This window comes from Synechococcus sp. KORDI-52 (assembly GCF_000737595.1).
Classification (GTDB): Bacteria; Cyanobacteriota; Cyanobacteriia; order PCC-6307; family Cyanobiaceae; genus Parasynechococcus.
Window position 1 is genome coordinate 1,063,970 of sequence record NZ_CP006271.1, and the last position, 16,570, is coordinate 1,080,539.

Below are 16,570 nucleotides of genomic sequence, written 5' to 3' on the forward strand. Positions count from 1 at the left end.
GGGATGCGTCGGTCGGTGTCACGCGGAAGCTTGGAGCAGGCGGATTGCCATAATGAATGCGTGCTTACGACACCACCAGTCCAGAGGGGGCAGTGGTTTGTTTGTACTACGCGGGTGTTGTGTAATGGTAAGACCTCAGCCTTCCAAGCTGATGACACGGGTTCGATTCCCGTCACCCGCTCTGAATCACAACGGAAGGCCAGTCGTCTCCTCCTCGGCAAGCAGTAGCACCAGGCTCCGGCTCTGCAGGGGGATCTCCACGCCGCTGAAACTGGCCGGCTCCGTGGGGAAATCCTTGGGGCTGGGCAATGAGGTGTCGATCACTCGCTTCCAAGGGGAGGCGGGAATCGGCAATTCAAAACTGAGGCTCTCCTTGTAGGCGTTGAAGCCCATCCACAGCAGGGCACCGCGGCTGCCGCTGTGGAGGCTCGTGGCTGTGGTACGGCTCCAGGCCGCCCAATCGGGTTTGGCCAGGCTCACCCCGTGCCATTGACGCCAGAGATCGCTCTGCTGCTGCGTTGCTTTGCGGTTGCTTTCGCGCGGCGGCACCAGCGGATTGAACAGCTGTGGCAGGGCCTGGCGCAGACGCAGCAGCCGCTGCAGGAACTGCTTGAGCTCCATGTCGCAGTGGTCTTCATCCCAGACCATCCAACCGAGTGGGCTGTTCTGGCACCAGCTGTTGTTGTTACCTCCCTGGCTGCGGCCCACTTCATCGCCCATCAGCAGCATCGGCACGCCACGGGCCAGCAGGAGCGAGCAGAGCAGGTTGCGTTGCTGTCGCTGCCGAAGGGTATGTATCAGGGGATTGCTGCTGGGGCCTTCGATGCCGTGGTTCCAGCTGTTGTTGTGGTTTTCGCCGTCGCGGTTGTCTTCACCGTTGGCCAGGTTGTGCTTGCGGTTGTAGCTCACCAGATCCGCCAGGGTGAAGCCGTCGTGGGCGGTGATGAAGTTCACCGAACGCCCCAGGGCCACGGGCTTGCCGTCATAGAGATCGGGGCTGCCTTTGAACCGTTGGGCCAGCGTCCAGGTGCTGTGGTCGTCCCCTTTCCAGAACCGCCGCACCCCATCGCGGAAATGGCCGTTCCAGGTGCCGATCCGCTCGGCGGGGAAATCCTCCAGGCGATACAGACCGCCGCAGTCCCACGGTTCGCTCACCAATTTGAGGTCGCTCAACTGCGGGTCGGCCTCCATCGCTGTGAACAGGGGCGGATCATTGAGGGGCTTGAGCTGGTCGCCGCGGCTCAGGGCGATGCCCAGGTCGAAGCGGAAGCCATCCACCCCCAGTTCCAGGGCCCAGCAGCGCATGGACTCAAGGATCAGCTGGGTGCTGATCGGTGCATTGGCGGCGATCGAGTTGCCACAGCCACTCACATCCTGATAGTCGCCAACGTCGTTCTGGTGGTAGTAGACGTCATCGGCACAGCCGCGCCAGCTCAGGGTGGGGCCATGCCGGTTGCCCTCGGTGGTGTGGTTGTAGACCACATCCAGCAGCACTTCGATGCCGGCGTCATGGCAGGCGGCCACCAGTTGGCGCACCTCATGGCGGGCCTGCAGCGGATCGCCACTGCTGCAGTAGCCGTGGTGCGGTGTGAACCAGCTCAAGGGGCTGTAGCCCCACACGTTGTCGCGCCCCGGGGGGGCATCGGCCGGGTCGAAGCAGAACACTGGCAACAGCTCTACAGCTGTGATGCCCAAATCCTTGAGGTAGGGCAACTTCTCGATCAAGCCCAGGTAGGTGCCGCGGTGTTCCACGGCGACCCCTGCATCCTCACGGCGGGTGAAGCCCCCAACGTGCAGCTCGTAGATCACCGTGCGTTGCCAGCTGTGGCGCGGCCTGGGATGGGCCTGGAAATCGAACAGATCCCGTTCGCACACCACCGCCTTGAGGCAGGCATGGGCGTTGGGTGAGGGGCCGGTGGCCAGCACCCGGTCGTAGACGTCCCAGCCGCTGATGGCGCGCGCGGCTGGGTCCAACAGCACCTTGGAGGGGCGGAAGCCGTGACCCCCGGGAGCCAACGGGCCGAAGACGCGGTAGCCGTAACAGGATCCTTCCCTGAGACCCTCCACCTCAACGTGCCAGTAGTTGCCCGAGCGGTGACGTCGACCATCCAGTTCGATCACCCGTGTCGGACTCCGATCGTTGCCGTTGCTGTAGAGCAACAGTTCAATCCTGGCGGCCCCGGGCGCTGCCAGCACAAAGTTCACGCCGCGACTGGTGAGGCTGCTGCCGAGGGGCCAGGGGGAACCGGGGTGAATGCCACTCAAGGCCTGCTCGGGCATCTCGACTTCAAACTAGTGGTTTGGTCCGTTGTTTGAACCAGTGGCGATGACCACCACACTTGAGGCCGGTCGGCCACCGCAGCAGCTGCGTGACGACCTCTGGTTGTTTCCACCCAACCGCGACAGCCAGGGCGGCAGTTCCTGGTGGTTGGATGTGGATCCGGAGCCGGTGCTTGTGGACTGTCCGCCGTTGACGGAGGCCAGCCTCAACGCCCTGTGCCAGCTAGCGGGAACGCGCCGTCCCAGAATCCTGCTCACCAGTCGTGAAGGGCATGGGCGCCTGCGTCGCCTCCAGGAGCGCCTGGGATGGCCGGTCCTGGTGCAGGAACAGGAGGCCTACTTGCTGCCCAATGTTCAGCCGTTGGAGACCTTTGCTGAAGAGCACACCACCACCAGTGGTGTGCAGCTGTTGTGGACGCCGGGGCCAACGCCAGGAAGCTGTGTGGTGTTCGCGCCGGCACCAAATGAGCTGTTGTTCTGCGGGCGTTTGCTGACGCCATGGGCTCCAGGTCAGCTCGCACCCATGCGCCATGCCCGCACCTTTCACTGGCCCAGACAGCTGAACAGTCTGGCCAAACTCAGAGGATGGATCCCCCCAGATGCCAGTCCACAGCTGCTATCTGGGGCTGCGCTTGGAGCACTGCGTGGGGAGAGGCTTGTGCCTTTCCAAGGGTGGAGTGAAGCGGCTCAGAACGGCTAATGCGTTGCGGCACAAGACATTTCGCTTGCAGCAACCGGTTGCTCTCCATACGATTGGGCCGCTTGGGGAAGGCAGCGGCGAGCCCACGACGCCGTATCTGAGCCGTCTCCCGCCTCCCGACTCTCTCGAACCAATGAACAAAGCTGATCTGGTGAATCTGGTTGCTGCTCGCACCGAGCTCACCAAGACCGACGTTTCCATGGTTGTTGACGCCGCCATCGACACCATCATCGACTCCGTCGTGGAAGGCAAGAAGGTGTCCATCCTGGGTTTCGGTTCTTTTGAACCACGTGAACGCTCCGCTCGTCAGGGTCTGAACCCCAAGACCGGCGAGAAGATCGCGATTCCCGCCAAGCGCGTTCCCGCCTTCACTGCCGGCAAGATGTTCAAAGACCGCGTTCAGGGCTGATCACGCCTTTGCCTCGTTCTTCAGGCGGCCCAGTGGGTCGCCTTTTTTGATGGCTGTTCCGGAGCATCTGCAGCAGCATCTGACGGCGGGTCGGGTCCTGGCTGCCGCCTATGGCTACCGGGACCGTTTCGCCCCGTCGCCCACGGGGGTGCTCCATCTGGGCAACCTGCAGACCGCCCTGCTCTCTTGGCTGGCGGCTCGGCAAGCCGGTGGTGGCTGGATGTTGCGCATCGACGACCTCGATACACCACGCAATCGTGCTGGGGCAATCGAGGCGATCCAACGCGATCTGATCTGGCTGGGTCTGCATTGGGATGGCCCCCCCGTGTTGCAGAGCGAACGACGTGGCACTTATCACTCTTGGTTGTCCTGGTTACGCCGTTCCGGTCGGCTTTTCGCCTGTCGCTGCTCCCGGCGGGAGCTGGCCGGTCAACCGATTTATCCTGGCGTCTGTCGGCAGGCTCGCCACTCCTGGGGCATGCAGCAGCAGCGGCTCCCCAGTTGGCGCTTGCGGGTTGCCGATGACGACCCCCACGGCAGTGGCGATGTGGTTCTTCGCAGGGCCGATGGGTTCATCGCTTATCAGCTCGCCACGGTGATCGACGACATCAGTTTCGGCATCACCGATGTTGTGCGTGGCGCCGATCTGCGCGAAGCGTTGCCGGCTCAGCACAGCCTGTTCGCGGCCCTTGGGGAAGATCCGCCCAGGTTTCGGCATGGGCCGCTGTTGCGCGATGCCCGTGGCCGGAAACTCTCCAAACGTGAGGCCAGTGCAGGCCTCGAACCACTCCGTGCCGCAGGGATGGATGCGCCCGCGGTGATCGGATGCCTGGCTTCAGGTCTCCAGCTGGTGCCACCCGATGCACGACTCAGTGCAACAGAATTGCTTGACGACTTGACGCATAAAGACATCACTGCATTGATTTCTTAAGAAACACTTCGGGATCGGTCGAAGGTTTTCGCCCCACACTGACTGCATCGTCTGATCCTCTGGATCATGTGCACGTGCACTGTGTGTGGTGGCAGTGGAATGCAGCGGGTTTCGGGGGACCGATTCCGTACCTGCATCGTATGCCTTGGAACCGGACAAATCAGCTCAGCTGTGCAATCCGCACCGCTGAATCACCAGCCACTCAATGCACCTGGCCTGGCCAAAATCAGTTGTCCGACCCGGCCGATCGCTTGATTTGTTTGGAGTTGAAACTCAGCCCAGAGGCGTTTTCTGGTCGTTCTGGATCACGAAATATGTGGCCGTTGCCACGACGATCAACAGAGGTACAGCGGTGAACAGCAGTAGGGCAATGGCAGACCAGTCGGTGTACACGGCAGGGTGATTGATCGAGATTGCGGCATCATCTCAGTAAATCGTCCCCCTGAACCCTGCTCGCTCGCTCCGTCACACTCCTGTTGGCCCTCAGCATGGCGTCACCCGGGGGCAAAGCCTCGCCCTTGGCCGCCTTTCAGGCTCGAGCCCAGCGTTGTCTTGAAGGCAGCAACGATCAGCTCTGCGAACAGGCCTTGCTTGAGGCGGAGGCACTGCAGAGAAGGGCCTCCGCTCGCAGTGCTTACCCGTGTCAGTCCCTCCTGCTGGGCGTCCAGGCGGATCTTGTGATGCAGCAGCTGAAGGCAGGTCGTGGAGCCCAGGCGGTTGCCGATCTGCAGGCAGCCGCCCGTGGCTGCCCAGGGCTCTGAAGGCAAGAGGCTGGTCTCCACCATGGGACCCAAGCCTTCAGCGACTGACTCATACTGACGTTCAGTCTCGACCCGCACTCAATCGACCGGCGATGAAGCCAACGCTGCCGGCGACCATGGCAGCCTGCAGTTGCCAGATCAGTTGGCGGTTTCGCCAAGCGGTGCGGTTGATCCAGATTCCGCTGCCGACCGCCAGGATCAGCAACATGATCAGACCGGCTCGGCTGAGGGCGTTCATGGATGCTCAGCTTCTGCTTTCTCGGTGCATCCAGCTGATCCAGTCCGCTGAAATCTCCTGCGGACAGACCGCCTCGCATTCGAGGTTGCTGCTGCAGCTGCCAAAGCCCTCTGCCTCCATCTGGCGTTGCATGGTGTCGGCGCGGCGGGCCCGTTCCGGTTGTCCTTGCGGTAGTTGCCCCAGGTGCGCCAGTTTTGCGGCCACGAACAGGCTTGCTGAGGCATTGCGGCAACTGGCGACGCAGGCGCCACAACCGATGCAGGTTGCCGTGCTGAAGGCGCTGGTGGCCTGCTCCCGGCCCACGGGCAGGGCGTTGCCATCCGGTGCCTGTCCGGTGCCCGTTGAGCAGTAGCCGCCGGCGGCGATCAGCCGGTCAAAGGCGGAGCGGTCCACCATCAGATCCTGGATCGGAGGAAAGGCCTTGGCTCGCCATGGATCCAGGGTCAGCACCGCACCATCGTTGAACTCCCGCAGGTAGAGCTGGCATACGGAGGTGGCGGCCCGCGGTCCATGGGCCTGGCCGTTCACCAGGAAGCCGCAGCTGCCGCAGATGCCTTCGCGGCAGTCGTGCTCGAAGCTCACCGGACGTTCTCCGGAGCTGATCAGTTGTTCGTTGAGCTGATCGAGGGCCTCCAGCAGAGAGAGGTCGGGGGAGACGTTCTCCAGCTGATGGCTCTGGTAACTACCAGGTTGATCGGCGCTGCTCTGGCGCCAGATGCGGAGGGTGAGTTTCATTTGTAGCTCCGGGTGCTGGGTTGCAGTGCCGTGAACTGCAACGGTTCGCTGTGGCGGATCGGCTCACCGTTGGTGTTGTGCTGCCAGGCGGCGATGTGGGCGAAGTTCACGTCGTCGCGCCTGGCTTCGCCGTCGTCACTTTGGTGTTCCTCGCGGAAGTGAGCACCGCAGGACTCCTCCCGGGCCAGGGCATCCCGCAGCATCAGCTGGGCCAGCCCGAAGAAGTCTTTGACCCGTAAAGCCTTCTCCAGCTCGGCATTGGGGCCGCTGGCTTCGCCGGGTACCCGCACTTCGGCCTCGAACCGCTCCTCCAGTGCCTTCACCTGCTCCAGCCCCACCCGCAGACCATCGGCATGGCGGCTGATGCCGCAGCGGTCGATCATCACGCTGCCCAGCTCGCGATGGAAGCTGTCGACAGGGGTCTTGCCTTCGCTGTTGATCAATTGGCTGATGCGGCGGCGGGTGCTCTCCAAGGCCTCGCGGCAGGCCGGGTGATCGGTGGCTACATCCTGCGCAGGGTTGCCCGCCAGCCAGGCTGTGACCGTGGACGGCGCAATGAAGTAGCCATCGGCGAGCCCTTGCATCAGGGCGCTGGCGCCCAGGCGGTTGGCGCCATGTTCGGAGTAGTTCGCTTCCCCCAGAACAAACAGGCCGGGGATGGAACTCATCAGGTGGTAGTCCACCCAAAGGCCGCCCATGGTGTAGTGGGGTGCGGGATAGATCCGCATCGGCTTCCTGTACGGGTCATCGCCGCTGATGCGCTCGTACATCGTCATCAAGTTGCCGTAGCGGGCGGCAATGGCGTCTTTGCCTTCGGCTCTGATGGCATCGGTGAGGTCGAGGTAAACAGAGCGTCCCCCTGGGCCTACACCCCGCCCCGCGTTGCAGAGTTCTCTGGCCCGCCTGGAGGCGACGTCCCGCGGCGTCATGTTGCCGTAGGTGGGATAGAGCCTTTCGAGGAAGTAGTCGCGTTCCTCTTCCGGTATCGCATCGGGTTGGCGTGTCTCGCCGGTGTTCTTGGGCAGCCAGACGCGCCCGTCGTTGCGCAGGCTTTCGCTCATCAGCGTCAGCTTGCTCTGGAAGACATCGCCACTGGGAATGCAGGTGGGATGAATCTGGGTGAAGCAGGGATTGGCGAACAGCGCCCCTTTCCGGTGAGCCCGCCAGATCGCACTGGTGTTCGACTTCAGTGCATTGGTGGAGAGAAAGTAGACGTTGCTGTAGCCACCGGTGCAAAGCAGAACCGTGCGGGCGGTGTGCACCTCCAGCTCACCGCTCAGCAGATGGCGCGCCACCACACCACGGGCCACCCCATCCACGGTGATCAGCTCGAGCACGTCCCGGCGGGTGAGCATTTGAACGCGGCCCAGCTCCACCTGGCGCATCAAGGCCTGGTAGGCGCCATAAAGCAATTGCTGACCGGTCTGCCCCCGGGCATAGAAGGTGCGGCTCACCAGGGCTCCGCCAAAGCTGCGGGTGGCCAGGCTTCCTCCGTATTCGCGCGCGAACGGCACCCCCTGGGCCACGCATTGATCGATGATGCCGCTGCTGATCTCCGCTAGCCGCTGGCAGCCCGCTTCCCGGGCTCGGAAATCGCCGCCTTTGAGGGTATCGGTAAAGAGGCGACTGACGCTGTCGCCATCCACCGCCACAGAACGAGCGGCATTGATGCCCCCCTGGGCCGCCACCGAATGGGCACGCCGCGGGCTGTCATGAAAGCTGAGCACCGTGACCCGGTAGCCCTGTTGGGCCAGAGTCGCCGCGGCGGAAGCGCCCGCCAGGCCGGTGCCCACCACGAGCACGTCCATCTGCCCTTTGCGCAGAGGGCTGATCAGCGGCAGTTCTTCGCGGGTCCGTCGCCAGGCATCGGCGAGCGGACCCGCGGGAATCCTGGGATCAGGCAGTCCGTTGCTCATGCCAACCCTCCGAGGGCCAGTCCCAGGCTGATCAGCAGGAAGCCTCCCCCGATCCCCGACGCCAAGAGGCGACCTCCCCAGCGGATGCTGGAGCCATTGGCCGGGCTGAGCAGACCCAGGTTGCGGTGGGCTGCTTCCGCTCCGTGGAGCAGATGCAGGCCGATGGCCAGGCTGCCTGCGGCATAAACCACCAGGCTGATCGGTTGCAGCAACACCTGCTGCAGCACCTCCCGTTCCAGCCCATCGCTCGGGCGTGGCCAGCGCAGTTGTTGCAAGTGCAGGGCCAGAAATCCAAGGGTGATCACACCGGCCGCCATCTTGCTGCGGCTGGCCAGAGCCTCGAGTGGTCGACCGCGACGGCTGCGTAGAGCAGCCGCATTCCCCGCACGACGATTCCGAAGTGTTTTCGCGACGGTGAAGATCAGATGAATGGCGGCAGTGGCGGCCAAACTGACCTCCAACACGGGGAGCCATTGCTGGTGGTGCAGCCCCGTGGCGTAGAGCTCGAACTGGCTCGGTGCGATCACGGCGGGCAGCAAACCGGCCAGATGCACAACGAGGAACAGAACCAGGAACAAACCGCTGAGGGCGGATCCAAGACGCATCAGAGTTGATTCCTGCACCAATCCAAGAACACAGGATTTCGACTTAGATGATACCTTCCTCGATCTATTTTGCCGGTATCGGGTTTGGCTGAATCGAACCTATTCGTCTGCATGGTTGCTGAACAGCTGTCATGCTTCTTGTTGCGTTCTCTTTAACATCCGCCCTGGCTGGCTTTCATGCAAAGTCCTTAGTGAGTCTGGGCAGTAGCACACTTGATGAATGCTAGTACTGTATGAATGCCTGAATGTTTCGTTTTAATTGACGCTTTGAAGGCGTCTTCTGCAGTTGATTGGTGAAGAGCTCGTCGTCAGCGAAAGGCATTAGTATCATGCGCACCTCAATGTTTTCAGTCAAGCCGAGTATGCATTTGCTCGTATGGTTGATTTTGGTTGTCACGAACTTTTCGTATTTGTACTGCCTCGTCGAAAGCTTGATGGGTGTTGAGTGTCTTCAGTTCTCGCTGCTGTTTGATAGTGTTGGCTGGTCTTGGTATTTGCTACGAAGTATATGCGTTCAGGGGGGAAGGGCGATTGATGGCGAGGGATTGGTGTCTTCAGATGGGGTTGCTGTGCCGTCGGTAATGGTTTAGAGGATCGTGAGCTGTCTGGATCAGAATTGACTTTGACAATGGTGTTGATGGGTGGAGTTGGGTGGTGACGTAAGTTGAAAATATTTGCTAAAAGAAAATACTTTCACTCTGTTTTTTTGATCATTTCGTTTTAATTTAGAATCTCAAGAGGTGTTCCGATCTTGACGACATTAAACAGCTTTCGTATGTCTTTGTTGAGCATTCGGATGCAGCCATTGCTGACTGCGGCTCGAGTTTCGACCCAGATTGGCCAGCGCGTTCCGTGGATTGCAAAGACTCCTCGATCATTGCGGTGAAACTCCAGGTAACGATCTCCGATTGGACTGGTAGGGCCTGGCGCGTGCCGGATCTTTTCCCCTGATTTGGTTACTGCATAAACAGGATTAACAATCTTCTTGGTGATTTTGAACTCTCCGTATGGTGTTGGTGTTCCGGGTGCCCCAATGGCTACAGGCCATGGGCCAAGCTGCCAGCGACCTTTCATGACCTTGATTTCGCGATTTTTCAGGTCAAGAACGATGCGTGGAGCCTTCGGGGTTGAAGGGCGAGTCCCAGCATCAATGGTCTGCCCAGGAGTGATATGGGCGATCGCCATCAGGAGTGAAGTAAGGGTCAGGTCAACACTTCGGTGGATTCTCATGGATTATTTGTTGATGCCAATGCTTGATGGGGTGACCGGAAAAGGTTTTGCATGTTCTGTGAGTCCTGCATCAGTCTTAATGGGCCTGTCGTATTCGTTGGTCTTTGTTCCCGATAAGACTGGTATGGGCTCCATTTGAGGCGAGTGATGAACCTTGTCTCGTTATGGCTTTTGTCATGTGCTCTGCAGGCTTCCATGGTTTTGTTTCACCGCATCGTAGACAGGGCGGTATTTAATCATGTGCTCCAGTCTGGCCTGCGTTGTCTGCGTCTGATCAATGAGCCCACTTCAGCCTTGCTCTGGGCATGTCCAACAAAAGGTGTCTATAGAGGCGATCAATCGCCTTGCCGGCTCAATGTTGTTTTCATTGCTTATCAGTCTTTGACAGTCAAGATGTGACCTGTCTCGGGCTCACGTCAAACTTTTGTCTGATGCTTCTGGGATTCTCTTGGATTCTTATAGGCCAAGCTTTGTGTTTTTTCGGCTTTTGTTTGGCATATCAAAGTGCCGAGCTTTGTCATCGGAATGGTCTCCGCTATGGATTCACTGCTTGGATCTGGAAATCTCGAGAATGTTGACGTTTTCATCATTTCCAGTTCGATAATGTGCTCAAGACATTTCGGATGGCATCAATCCTTGTGGCCATTGCTGGCTGCTCTGGGCCGAGTCGTTGGCTTCGCTTCGGGTTGCTTTCCCATGATCTTGAGTGAAGGCATTGGCCGCAAAAGACCTGAGTTCTCTCAGTTGATGCAGCCCTTTGCTCCATGCTCCAGTTGATTCAATTCCGACAGCTTCCGCCTGCAGGCGTTAGCACATACATCCGTTGCGCGCGATTCAGTAACCAGTCAGGTGCGTTCTGGCGCTGGGGGGGGAGTCAAGTCGTGGCCAACTTCAGCGGCCATCTCTGGTCATGCTGGGCTCAGCGGGGAGTGACGTTGTGATCAGCGGGTTTTTGGGTTGCTGATCGTCAACTCCCTCGATCGGATCGCCAGGATGGCCCTTCAGTGAGCTTTGTTGATCATGGCTGAAATCCTCCTGTTATCGGTTCCGGTTTTCGGTCACGTCAAGCCCATGTTGGCCATCGCTCGAGAGCTGGTCCGTCGAGGTCATCGGGTGCGCTGGCTCTCAGGTGCAGCGTTCCGGGAGCGGGTGGAGGGTACCGGTGCGACGTTCTGTGGCTTTGTTGAGGGGTTCGATTACTCCCGCTCGGAGCTGGTCCCTGCTCGTTTACAGGCTGATCGTGATCGCCTCAGCGGCATGGCCAAGTTGCGCTTTGATCTGGCGACATTCTTCATCGAACCCTGTGAGGGGTTTTGCAGGGATTTGCTTCGGCTCCATCGGGAAACTCCTGCGGACATGTTGATCTGCGACAGCTTTTTGATGGCTGGTGCCTGGTGGGCGGAAAAGACCAATCGGCCCTGGTCTCAGTTGTCCTGCACGGTGCTCACCTTGCCCAGCAGAGCTCTGGCGCCATTTGGTTTGGGCCTTCAACCCGATGATTCGTGGCGTGGGTGGATCCGAAATCGACTCTTGAGGGTCTTGACGCGGTCGGTGCTCTTTCGTTCCCTGCGGCGGCGTGCAGATCAAGCGCGCCAGGCTCTGGACCTCCCGCTACATCGCCCTTGGCTTTTTGATGTGGTTTCACCGCATCTGGTGATCAGCAGTTCGGTGCGCAGTTTTGAGTACCCCCGGCCCGATTGTCCGCCTCAGGTTGTCTATGCGGGCCCGTTACTGGAGCACAGCAATGAAGCGTTCACCCCTCCGCCTTGGTGGGCAGATCTTGATCACACCACGGTTGTGCATGTCACCCAGGGCACCATCAGCAACGACCCCACTCAACTGATTGGCCCCACGCTGGAGGCCTTGGCTGATGAGCCTGTGTTGGTGGTGGCTTGTACTGGGCGGAGCGATGGAGGGCTTGAAGCGCTTGGATCGTTGCCGGCCAATGCAAGGGTTACGGGATACATCCCCTACGGAGCACTGCTGCCGAAAACCTCTCTTGTGATCACGAATGGGGGGTTTCAGGGGGTGCAGGCTGTTCTGTCTCATGGGATCCCGATGGTGACAGCCGGACAGAGTGAGGACAAACCAGAGGTGTGCGCGCGTCTGCAGCGAACCGGTGCTTCGATTGATTTGGCGACTGCGAATCCGGAACCGTCAACAATTCGCGCCGCTGTCCGTAGGGTGCTCAATGAACCTGGGTTCCGTTCAGCCGCTGTCGCGATTTCCAGGGAGGCCGAGGCTGCTAAGGGGGCCGTGGGGGCCGTGGATGCGATTGAGGCTGTGCTCAATCGCTGATTCCACTGCACATCTGGAAGGTGCCTGAAGATGATCCAAGCCACATTCATTGCTGCAGTCATTCTCGGTGGAGCTCTGGTTTGTCCTGCTCAAGCAGATAGCGCCGTGGCTTATTGCATGACCAGTTTTCACAAGCTGCGTCGTGGGCCAACACCGCTGCGGGCCTGTCACTTCGCCCAGTATCAGGGCAATACCTACATTCGGCTTGCCGATGGCACGCGTTATCAGTTTTCAGAGAAAGACCAGGGGACAAGCACTACCGTCAAGCCACCATTGATGCCATTGCCTTCACGATCCCGTACGACCGCACCATCCATGTGATCTGGCCCGATGACGGCATCAGCTGCAGCCTCGAGGAGAGCTGAGGTCGATTGGTCGTTAAGCTGAAGGTCTCATTGCGCTTGAGCGGGCTTGGGGGCTCTCGCAGCATCCGCCGTTGCCTCTTGTGTGTCGGAGTGATGCATTGCTGTATTGCGTTGTCAACATGCATCTCCTGGACCCGGGCATCAGCCATGAAGGAGCATTTGATGGGAAAAGATCTGATGATGAACAGTGAAGTGCTCGTTTTTGGGCTAAACAGTGTTTTTAATCAAACCTATGTCGTGGCAAAGCTTCAACAAGCAAATTGCACTTTGGGTGACGGAAAAAGTAGGCACAATGTGGTGTGCGTATGCGTTCTGCTTGTTGGCATTTATTTCGCTGCCTGAAGCGCTAGCTTCAGAAGACCCCCTGAAGATTGTTTCCTGGACTGCGCAGACGTTTCTTCAGTTGGTGCTTCTGCCCATTATTATTGTGGGTCAAAATATTCAAAGTGAGATTGCAGAACGTCAGGCTGACACTGACAGTAAAACGTTGGTTGCTATCAGGCGTCTGGCCGAGGAGATTCATGAGGCCACCCGTAAGTCGGATCGCTCTTGAGCATGAAGAATAAAAATAATATTTTAAGCCCAACTGTAGTGAGATTGTCCGTTCGGGTGTTCAAATGTCATCCAGAAATGAAATGACGAGCTGCTCCGAAGGGGCTTGACGGTGTCAGTCAGGTTGTTGTTGCCCTGGGCCAGGGCCGCTACAACTGGAGTCCTGATCAAGGTTGAGATGTCAAAAGCGCGTGACATGATTAATGCCCATCTTTTCCCCGTGCTGGGAATCGTGGCTACGGCCAGCGTCACCTCCATCGCTATCTCCTTGTTGCCTGTTGCCAGACATTCGGAGCGGTGGAATGTTTGTTATGACGACGCTATCGCCTGGTACGACGCCGCCAAGCCCGATTGGACTGTTCAGGATAAAGAGGTTTTCGCTTCGAATTTCTGCAATGGGGGTATTCCTGTCAAGGGAGGTCCCGGGTTCAAGTTGGCTCTCTAATTTGGGCCGTTCTGATGGGGAGAAGACGGAGCTGATCTCCTGTCATTAAAATTCCTGCTGCAATGAAAGCCAATGACCTGACTTGAACAGGCGACCCACGCTTTACGAAGGCGTTAGGGAGCCTAGCCAGGGACTGAAGAATCCAGTCATAGAGTCAATCTTGGTCAACGCTGCCAGCTCCTGCCGGCACGGTTTTCGCCAAAAGTGGGCACGCGTGCCCACTCTCTGAGACCCCTGTAGTGGCACCGTTTGGCACGGTTGACGCCTGTTCTGCGAGCAGGGAAAGCACCACCAGATCACGTTGCAACAGGTGCAGCGCAGCACCCATTCGAGCCACTCCTTCGGGGAGGTTTTGTTCAGCGATCAACGTGAGGGCTCTGGCGATGTCCAGGTGCTCAGCCCACATACGCCACGTGAATCAGCACTCAGTCTGATCCGGCCAGACAACCTGGTAGCCACCATCCCGTAGCAGCTCGCAGGCCATGGCCAGCAGGTCGTCATCAGTCGATTGATCCAGCAGCTCCAACAGCTCATGCGCAGTGGGTTGTTGTCGAGACCAGGCCATTTCGGGGCTGTGGTCAGCCAGTCATCAGACGCATGCTGCGCCATAACGCCATCGAAGCCTGGGGGACTATGCAGAAGTCAGGTGGCTGGTTAAAAGCAGTGCCCGCCCAGGCTTGAAATTCCAGGAAGTGTGAAGAGGTTAAGCGAGTTCAACTTCCTGGAATAAACGCTACTACCGTATTCATAGCTTGACCGTCAGGTAGTGTCTTAGATCGGCAAAATAGAGAAGTGGCAAATCGATCTTCTTTGACTGAGCAAGTGGAATTTAGAAGGAATTTAGATGCTCCTGACGCGCTAACAACTCGAAGGCCACTGGAGCTATTTGTTATGTTGACAGTCCCAATTAAATCCTGTTTTTCAAGATCACACCCTAATCCTCCGCAGCGTGTATATCTGCCCAGAGGGTCTTTGTGAATTGCGCGGTAAATTGAAATCTTTTCTCCTACAGGCTCTAAAAAAACAACGCTCTTATAAAGGACTTTGTTGTCCTCAGCTCTGCCCAGTAAGTATGTATAATAACCTGTGATAGGAAGCAATGGCTTCGCGACAGCCGTGACGCCAATCACGCTTAAAGCAAGCGAACTAATTAACGAGGCTTTCATAGCAAGCAAATGCATGATTGATAGTCATATCTTCCCATCTTGTAGTCACAAAGCGATTGATCAGCAGCTCCTGCAGCTCATTGCGCAGGTGTTTGGTGTTGTCGCTCATCGGTACTCCAATCGAATCCACAAGCATCAACTGCGCACCCCTGAAATACCGAGCCGTAGCAGGGGTTTAGTCACCTACCTGGGCGTAGGGGGTCAAAGCTGCAGCTCAGCCTCAATTTGATTGGCCAACTCACGACCCTTCTGGGTCAGCACCAGAATCTGCCGTCGCCCATTGCTTGGGTCTCGGATCTTCTCGATCAGCCGAAAGCCCTTTTTGTGCTCTAGCCGGTGATTGCGACTCAGCCAAGCTGTGATCCGTGAGCCTGACGCGGGCGTTAGGTCTAGATCCTGCTCAAGAGCTTGTTTATGGCAAGCGTTGTGACTGCTGATGTAGAGGAACGAGGAGACCACTTGGCAGGGCAGATCTACAGGGTGTAACTCCCTAATCAGCTCCACCGCTTTCATCCCCCTGAGCAGCGTGTCGTTGGTGATGGCTCGGTTGAGCGGATCCATTGCAGCGGTGTGACTGCCGAGGATAATGCCGAGGCATGCCAACCATGGCTTCGGGGTCCGGCTGTGGGTTGGCGTAAGGCTCACCAAGACACATGGCCCCAGCCGCTTTCGAGCAGCGGATGGTGGCCAGTGGCCACGCAGAGATTTACTGGAAGTACGCCCACCAGTGCCCGTGGACACGATGATCAGAACAACACTGGTCCTCATCGGTTTAGCCGCTGCATCACTTCCAGCTGCCGCTGCTGGTGAGGTGGCACCTGAAGTTCACAACCTCTGCCTGCAAGCTGCTGACTATCGCGGCTGTGTTGAAGCCCAGGCTGGAACTCCCGAATACCTCGGCAACAAATGCCCGAAGCAGTACGCCTACATGGGCGCTGGCAACTGCCAACAGGTCGTATGCAGCTACACCGGCATCGGTGGTGGTGATCGCCACAATCCGATCATTGCCGGCAAGTCCACTTGGAAGTGCGGTAATCGCATCAACTGGTGGAGTTACGCAGGTATCGACAAGGGGCATCTGAAGCTCGGAGCCATTGCCCCTGTTCAGCAGACCGATGACTGCCCTTCGGTCGAACCAGAGATTGGCTGGAACAGCAGCTGTGAAAACGCCAAGCCTGGCTGGAGAGCAGCTGAAGCTGAAGCCAAACGACCTAAGTGCTCGAAGAGGCTGGCTCCGTTTGAGTGCGACTGGAATGCCTACCTGGAAGCCAACCCGGGCATGAAGGCATGGGCTGAAGCCAACCCTGGAGCTGCCGAACAGCAGCGCATCAAGTTGACCGCCGATCCGCTGAAGAACTGATCAGAACCACATTGGCTGATGGTCAAGGCCACCAACAGATCACCATCGGACACGGCCCCAGTCGTTGGCAGGGCTGATTAAACGAAGCGGAGAACACTCAAGACGGTTGATCGCGTAATTCTCAGGCAGCAGTGAATCCCCCATTTGGGGGAGGTGCTCACCCCGTCGATGCGGGGATGCTGTCTTCATCTGAATCGAGTCCATGAAAAAAGATGAGCTCACGGGATACGTCGGAGGGTTGGTGCTTTGCGGCTCCATCGGCATGGTGTTTCTGACGTCTTTCGGTATGTCGCCAGCTCGATCAGCGAAGTTGACGTTCGCCAGTGCATCAACGAACCAGACGCTGTTATCGCCAACAGACAGTGGCAGGAAACCTCCAATACCTGCTTGATTCGGTGTGCCAGCACCTTGCAGCGCCCCTTGAAAACCAAAGGCGGGATTGATCACATCTTTAAGGCTGATGCTCATCACACCAAGGTCATCAGCACTACCCTCTTGAGCAATGGCAGGCAGAGCAGCAATCGAGATAGCAGAAGCCAGTAGCCCTAGGGAGAGGCAACGCAGCATAACTGAGAACTT

19 protein-coding genes, 1 tRNA gene and 1 pseudogene are annotated in these 16,570 nt (G+C 58.4%); 10 read left to right on the forward strand and 11 right to left on the reverse strand.

What is annotated here, in order from left to right; translation table 11 throughout:
• Window positions 1-110: 110 nt before the first annotated feature.
• Window positions 111-181: transfer RNA gene (locus KR52_RS05360), tRNA-Gly, on the forward strand.
• Window positions 182-186: 5 nt separating this feature from the next.
• On the opposite strand, the gene KR52_RS05365 is transcribed toward KR52_RS05360, so the two are convergent.
• Complete coding sequence (locus KR52_RS05365) at window positions 187-2,280, reverse strand: glycogen-debranching protein (RefSeq protein WP_038553380.1); 2,094 nt, start codon at window positions 2,278-2,280, stop codon at window positions 187-189.
• 46 nt (window positions 2,281-2,326) lie between these two features.
• Here KR52_RS05365 and KR52_RS05370 point away from each other — a divergent pair, with 46 nt between their 5' ends.
• From KR52_RS05370 to KR52_RS13570, 4 genes are all read left to right on the forward strand, one after another.
• Window positions 2,327-2,980, forward strand: a complete 654-nt coding sequence (locus KR52_RS05370) for an MBL fold metallo-hydrolase (protein WP_038553384.1) — start codon at window positions 2,327-2,329, stop codon at window positions 2,978-2,980.
• 133 nt (window positions 2,981-3,113) lie between these two features.
• A complete protein-coding gene (locus tag KR52_RS05375; RefSeq protein WP_006850925.1) occupies window positions 3,114-3,389 on the forward strand; it encodes an HU family DNA-binding protein in 276 nt (91 codons plus the stop codon).
• A gap of 49 nt (window positions 3,390-3,438) precedes the next feature.
• On the forward strand, window positions 3,439-4,320 hold the full coding sequence (gene gluQRS, locus KR52_RS05380) for a tRNA glutamyl-Q(34) synthetase GluQRS (RefSeq protein ID WP_038553387.1): 882 nt from the start codon (window positions 3,439-3,441) through the stop codon (window positions 4,318-4,320).
• 488 nt (window positions 4,321-4,808) lie between these two features.
• Window positions 4,809-5,081, forward strand: a complete 273-nt coding sequence (locus tag KR52_RS13570; RefSeq protein ID WP_156957593.1) for a hypothetical protein — start codon at window positions 4,809-4,811, stop codon at window positions 5,079-5,081.
• 61 nt (window positions 5,082-5,142) lie between these two features.
• On the opposite strand, the gene KR52_RS14120 is transcribed toward KR52_RS13570, so the two are convergent.
• From KR52_RS14120 to KR52_RS05405, 5 genes are all read right to left on the reverse strand, one after another.
• Window positions 5,143-5,319 carry a hypothetical protein gene (locus KR52_RS14120; protein WP_156957594.1) on the reverse strand — a complete coding sequence of 59 codons (177 nt, stop codon included), beginning with the start codon at window positions 5,317-5,319 and terminating at the stop codon, window positions 5,143-5,145.
• A gap of 6 nt (window positions 5,320-5,325) precedes the next feature.
• Window positions 5,326-6,054, reverse strand: coding sequence for a succinate dehydrogenase/fumarate reductase iron-sulfur subunit (locus tag KR52_RS05390; RefSeq protein WP_038553394.1), 729 nt, complete (start codon window positions 6,052-6,054; stop codon window positions 5,326-5,328).
• Complete coding sequence (locus tag KR52_RS05395; protein WP_038553397.1) at window positions 6,051-7,970, reverse strand: fumarate reductase/succinate dehydrogenase flavoprotein subunit; 1,920 nt, start codon at window positions 7,968-7,970, stop codon at window positions 6,051-6,053. Before KR52_RS05395 ends, KR52_RS05390 begins: the two co-directional genes overlap by 4 nt.
• Window positions 7,967-8,575 carry a succinate dehydrogenase cytochrome b subunit gene (locus tag KR52_RS05400; RefSeq protein ID WP_038556893.1) on the reverse strand — a complete coding sequence of 203 codons (609 nt, stop codon included), beginning with the start codon at window positions 8,573-8,575 and terminating at the stop codon, window positions 7,967-7,969. The genes KR52_RS05395 and KR52_RS05400 overlap by 4 nt, the downstream gene beginning before the upstream one ends.
• A gap of 720 nt (window positions 8,576-9,295) precedes the next feature.
• Complete coding sequence (locus tag KR52_RS05405; protein ID WP_156957596.1) at window positions 9,296-9,760, reverse strand: L,D-transpeptidase; 465 nt, start codon at window positions 9,758-9,760, stop codon at window positions 9,296-9,298.
• A 1,065-nt stretch (window positions 9,761-10,825) separates the two neighbouring features.
• Between KR52_RS05405 and KR52_RS05410 the strand changes: the two genes are divergently transcribed.
• The 4 genes from KR52_RS05410 (at window position 10,826) to KR52_RS14900 (ending at window position 13,465) form a co-directional block, all read left to right on the forward strand.
• Window positions 10,826-12,103: a glycosyltransferase gene (locus tag KR52_RS05410; protein WP_156957597.1), complete on the forward strand. Its 1,278-nt coding sequence runs from the start codon at window positions 10,826-10,828 to the stop codon at window positions 12,101-12,103.
• A 30-nt stretch (window positions 12,104-12,133) separates the two neighbouring features.
• Entirely contained in the window at window positions 12,134-12,424 is a 291-nt protein-coding gene (locus KR52_RS14125) for a hypothetical protein (protein ID WP_156957598.1), read from the forward strand.
• A gap of 258 nt (window positions 12,425-12,682) precedes the next feature.
• Window positions 12,683-13,021 carry a hypothetical protein gene (locus KR52_RS05420; protein ID WP_253912454.1) on the forward strand — a complete coding sequence of 113 codons (339 nt, stop codon included), beginning with the start codon at window positions 12,683-12,685 and terminating at the stop codon, window positions 13,019-13,021.
• A 177-nt stretch (window positions 13,022-13,198) separates the two neighbouring features.
• Window positions 13,199-13,465: a hypothetical protein gene (locus KR52_RS14900; protein WP_038556896.1), complete on the forward strand. Its 267-nt coding sequence runs from the start codon at window positions 13,199-13,201 to the stop codon at window positions 13,463-13,465.
• A 154-nt stretch (window positions 13,466-13,619) separates the two neighbouring features.
• Here the strand turns inward: KR52_RS14900 and KR52_RS14905 are convergent, their stop codons facing one another.
• The 4 genes from KR52_RS14905 to KR52_RS05435 form a co-directional block, all read right to left on the reverse strand.
• Window positions 13,620-13,871, reverse strand: coding sequence for a hypothetical protein (locus tag KR52_RS14905; protein WP_038553408.1), 252 nt, complete (start codon window positions 13,869-13,871; stop codon window positions 13,620-13,622).
• A 12-nt stretch (window positions 13,872-13,883) separates the two neighbouring features.
• Window positions 13,884-14,030: a hypothetical protein gene (locus KR52_RS14130; RefSeq protein WP_156957599.1), complete on the reverse strand. Its 147-nt coding sequence runs from the start codon at window positions 14,028-14,030 to the stop codon at window positions 13,884-13,886.
• Between the two features lie 148 nt (window positions 14,031-14,178).
• The gene (locus tag KR52_RS14135; protein WP_156957600.1) at window positions 14,179-14,646 is read right to left on the reverse strand and encodes a hypothetical protein; all 468 of its coding nucleotides are present in this window, start codon (window positions 14,644-14,646) and stop codon (window positions 14,179-14,181) included.
• Window positions 14,647-14,832: 186 nt separating this feature from the next.
• Window positions 14,833-15,276, reverse strand: a complete 444-nt coding sequence (locus KR52_RS05435) for a hypothetical protein (RefSeq protein WP_156957601.1) — start codon at window positions 15,274-15,276, stop codon at window positions 14,833-14,835.
• A gap of 97 nt (window positions 15,277-15,373) precedes the next feature.
• Between KR52_RS05435 and KR52_RS05440 the strand changes: the two genes are divergently transcribed.
• Window positions 15,374-15,991 (forward strand): hypothetical protein, encoded by a 618-nt coding sequence (locus KR52_RS05440; RefSeq protein WP_038556899.1) that lies wholly within the window; start codon window positions 15,374-15,376, stop codon window positions 15,989-15,991.
• 291 nt (window positions 15,992-16,282) lie between these two features.
• Here KR52_RS05440 and KR52_RS13575 read toward each other — a convergent pair.
• Window positions 16,283-16,558: pseudogene (locus KR52_RS13575) on the reverse strand (carbamoyl-phosphate synthase); the annotation flags it as partial.
• Between the last annotated feature and the right edge of the window lie 12 nt (window positions 16,559-16,570).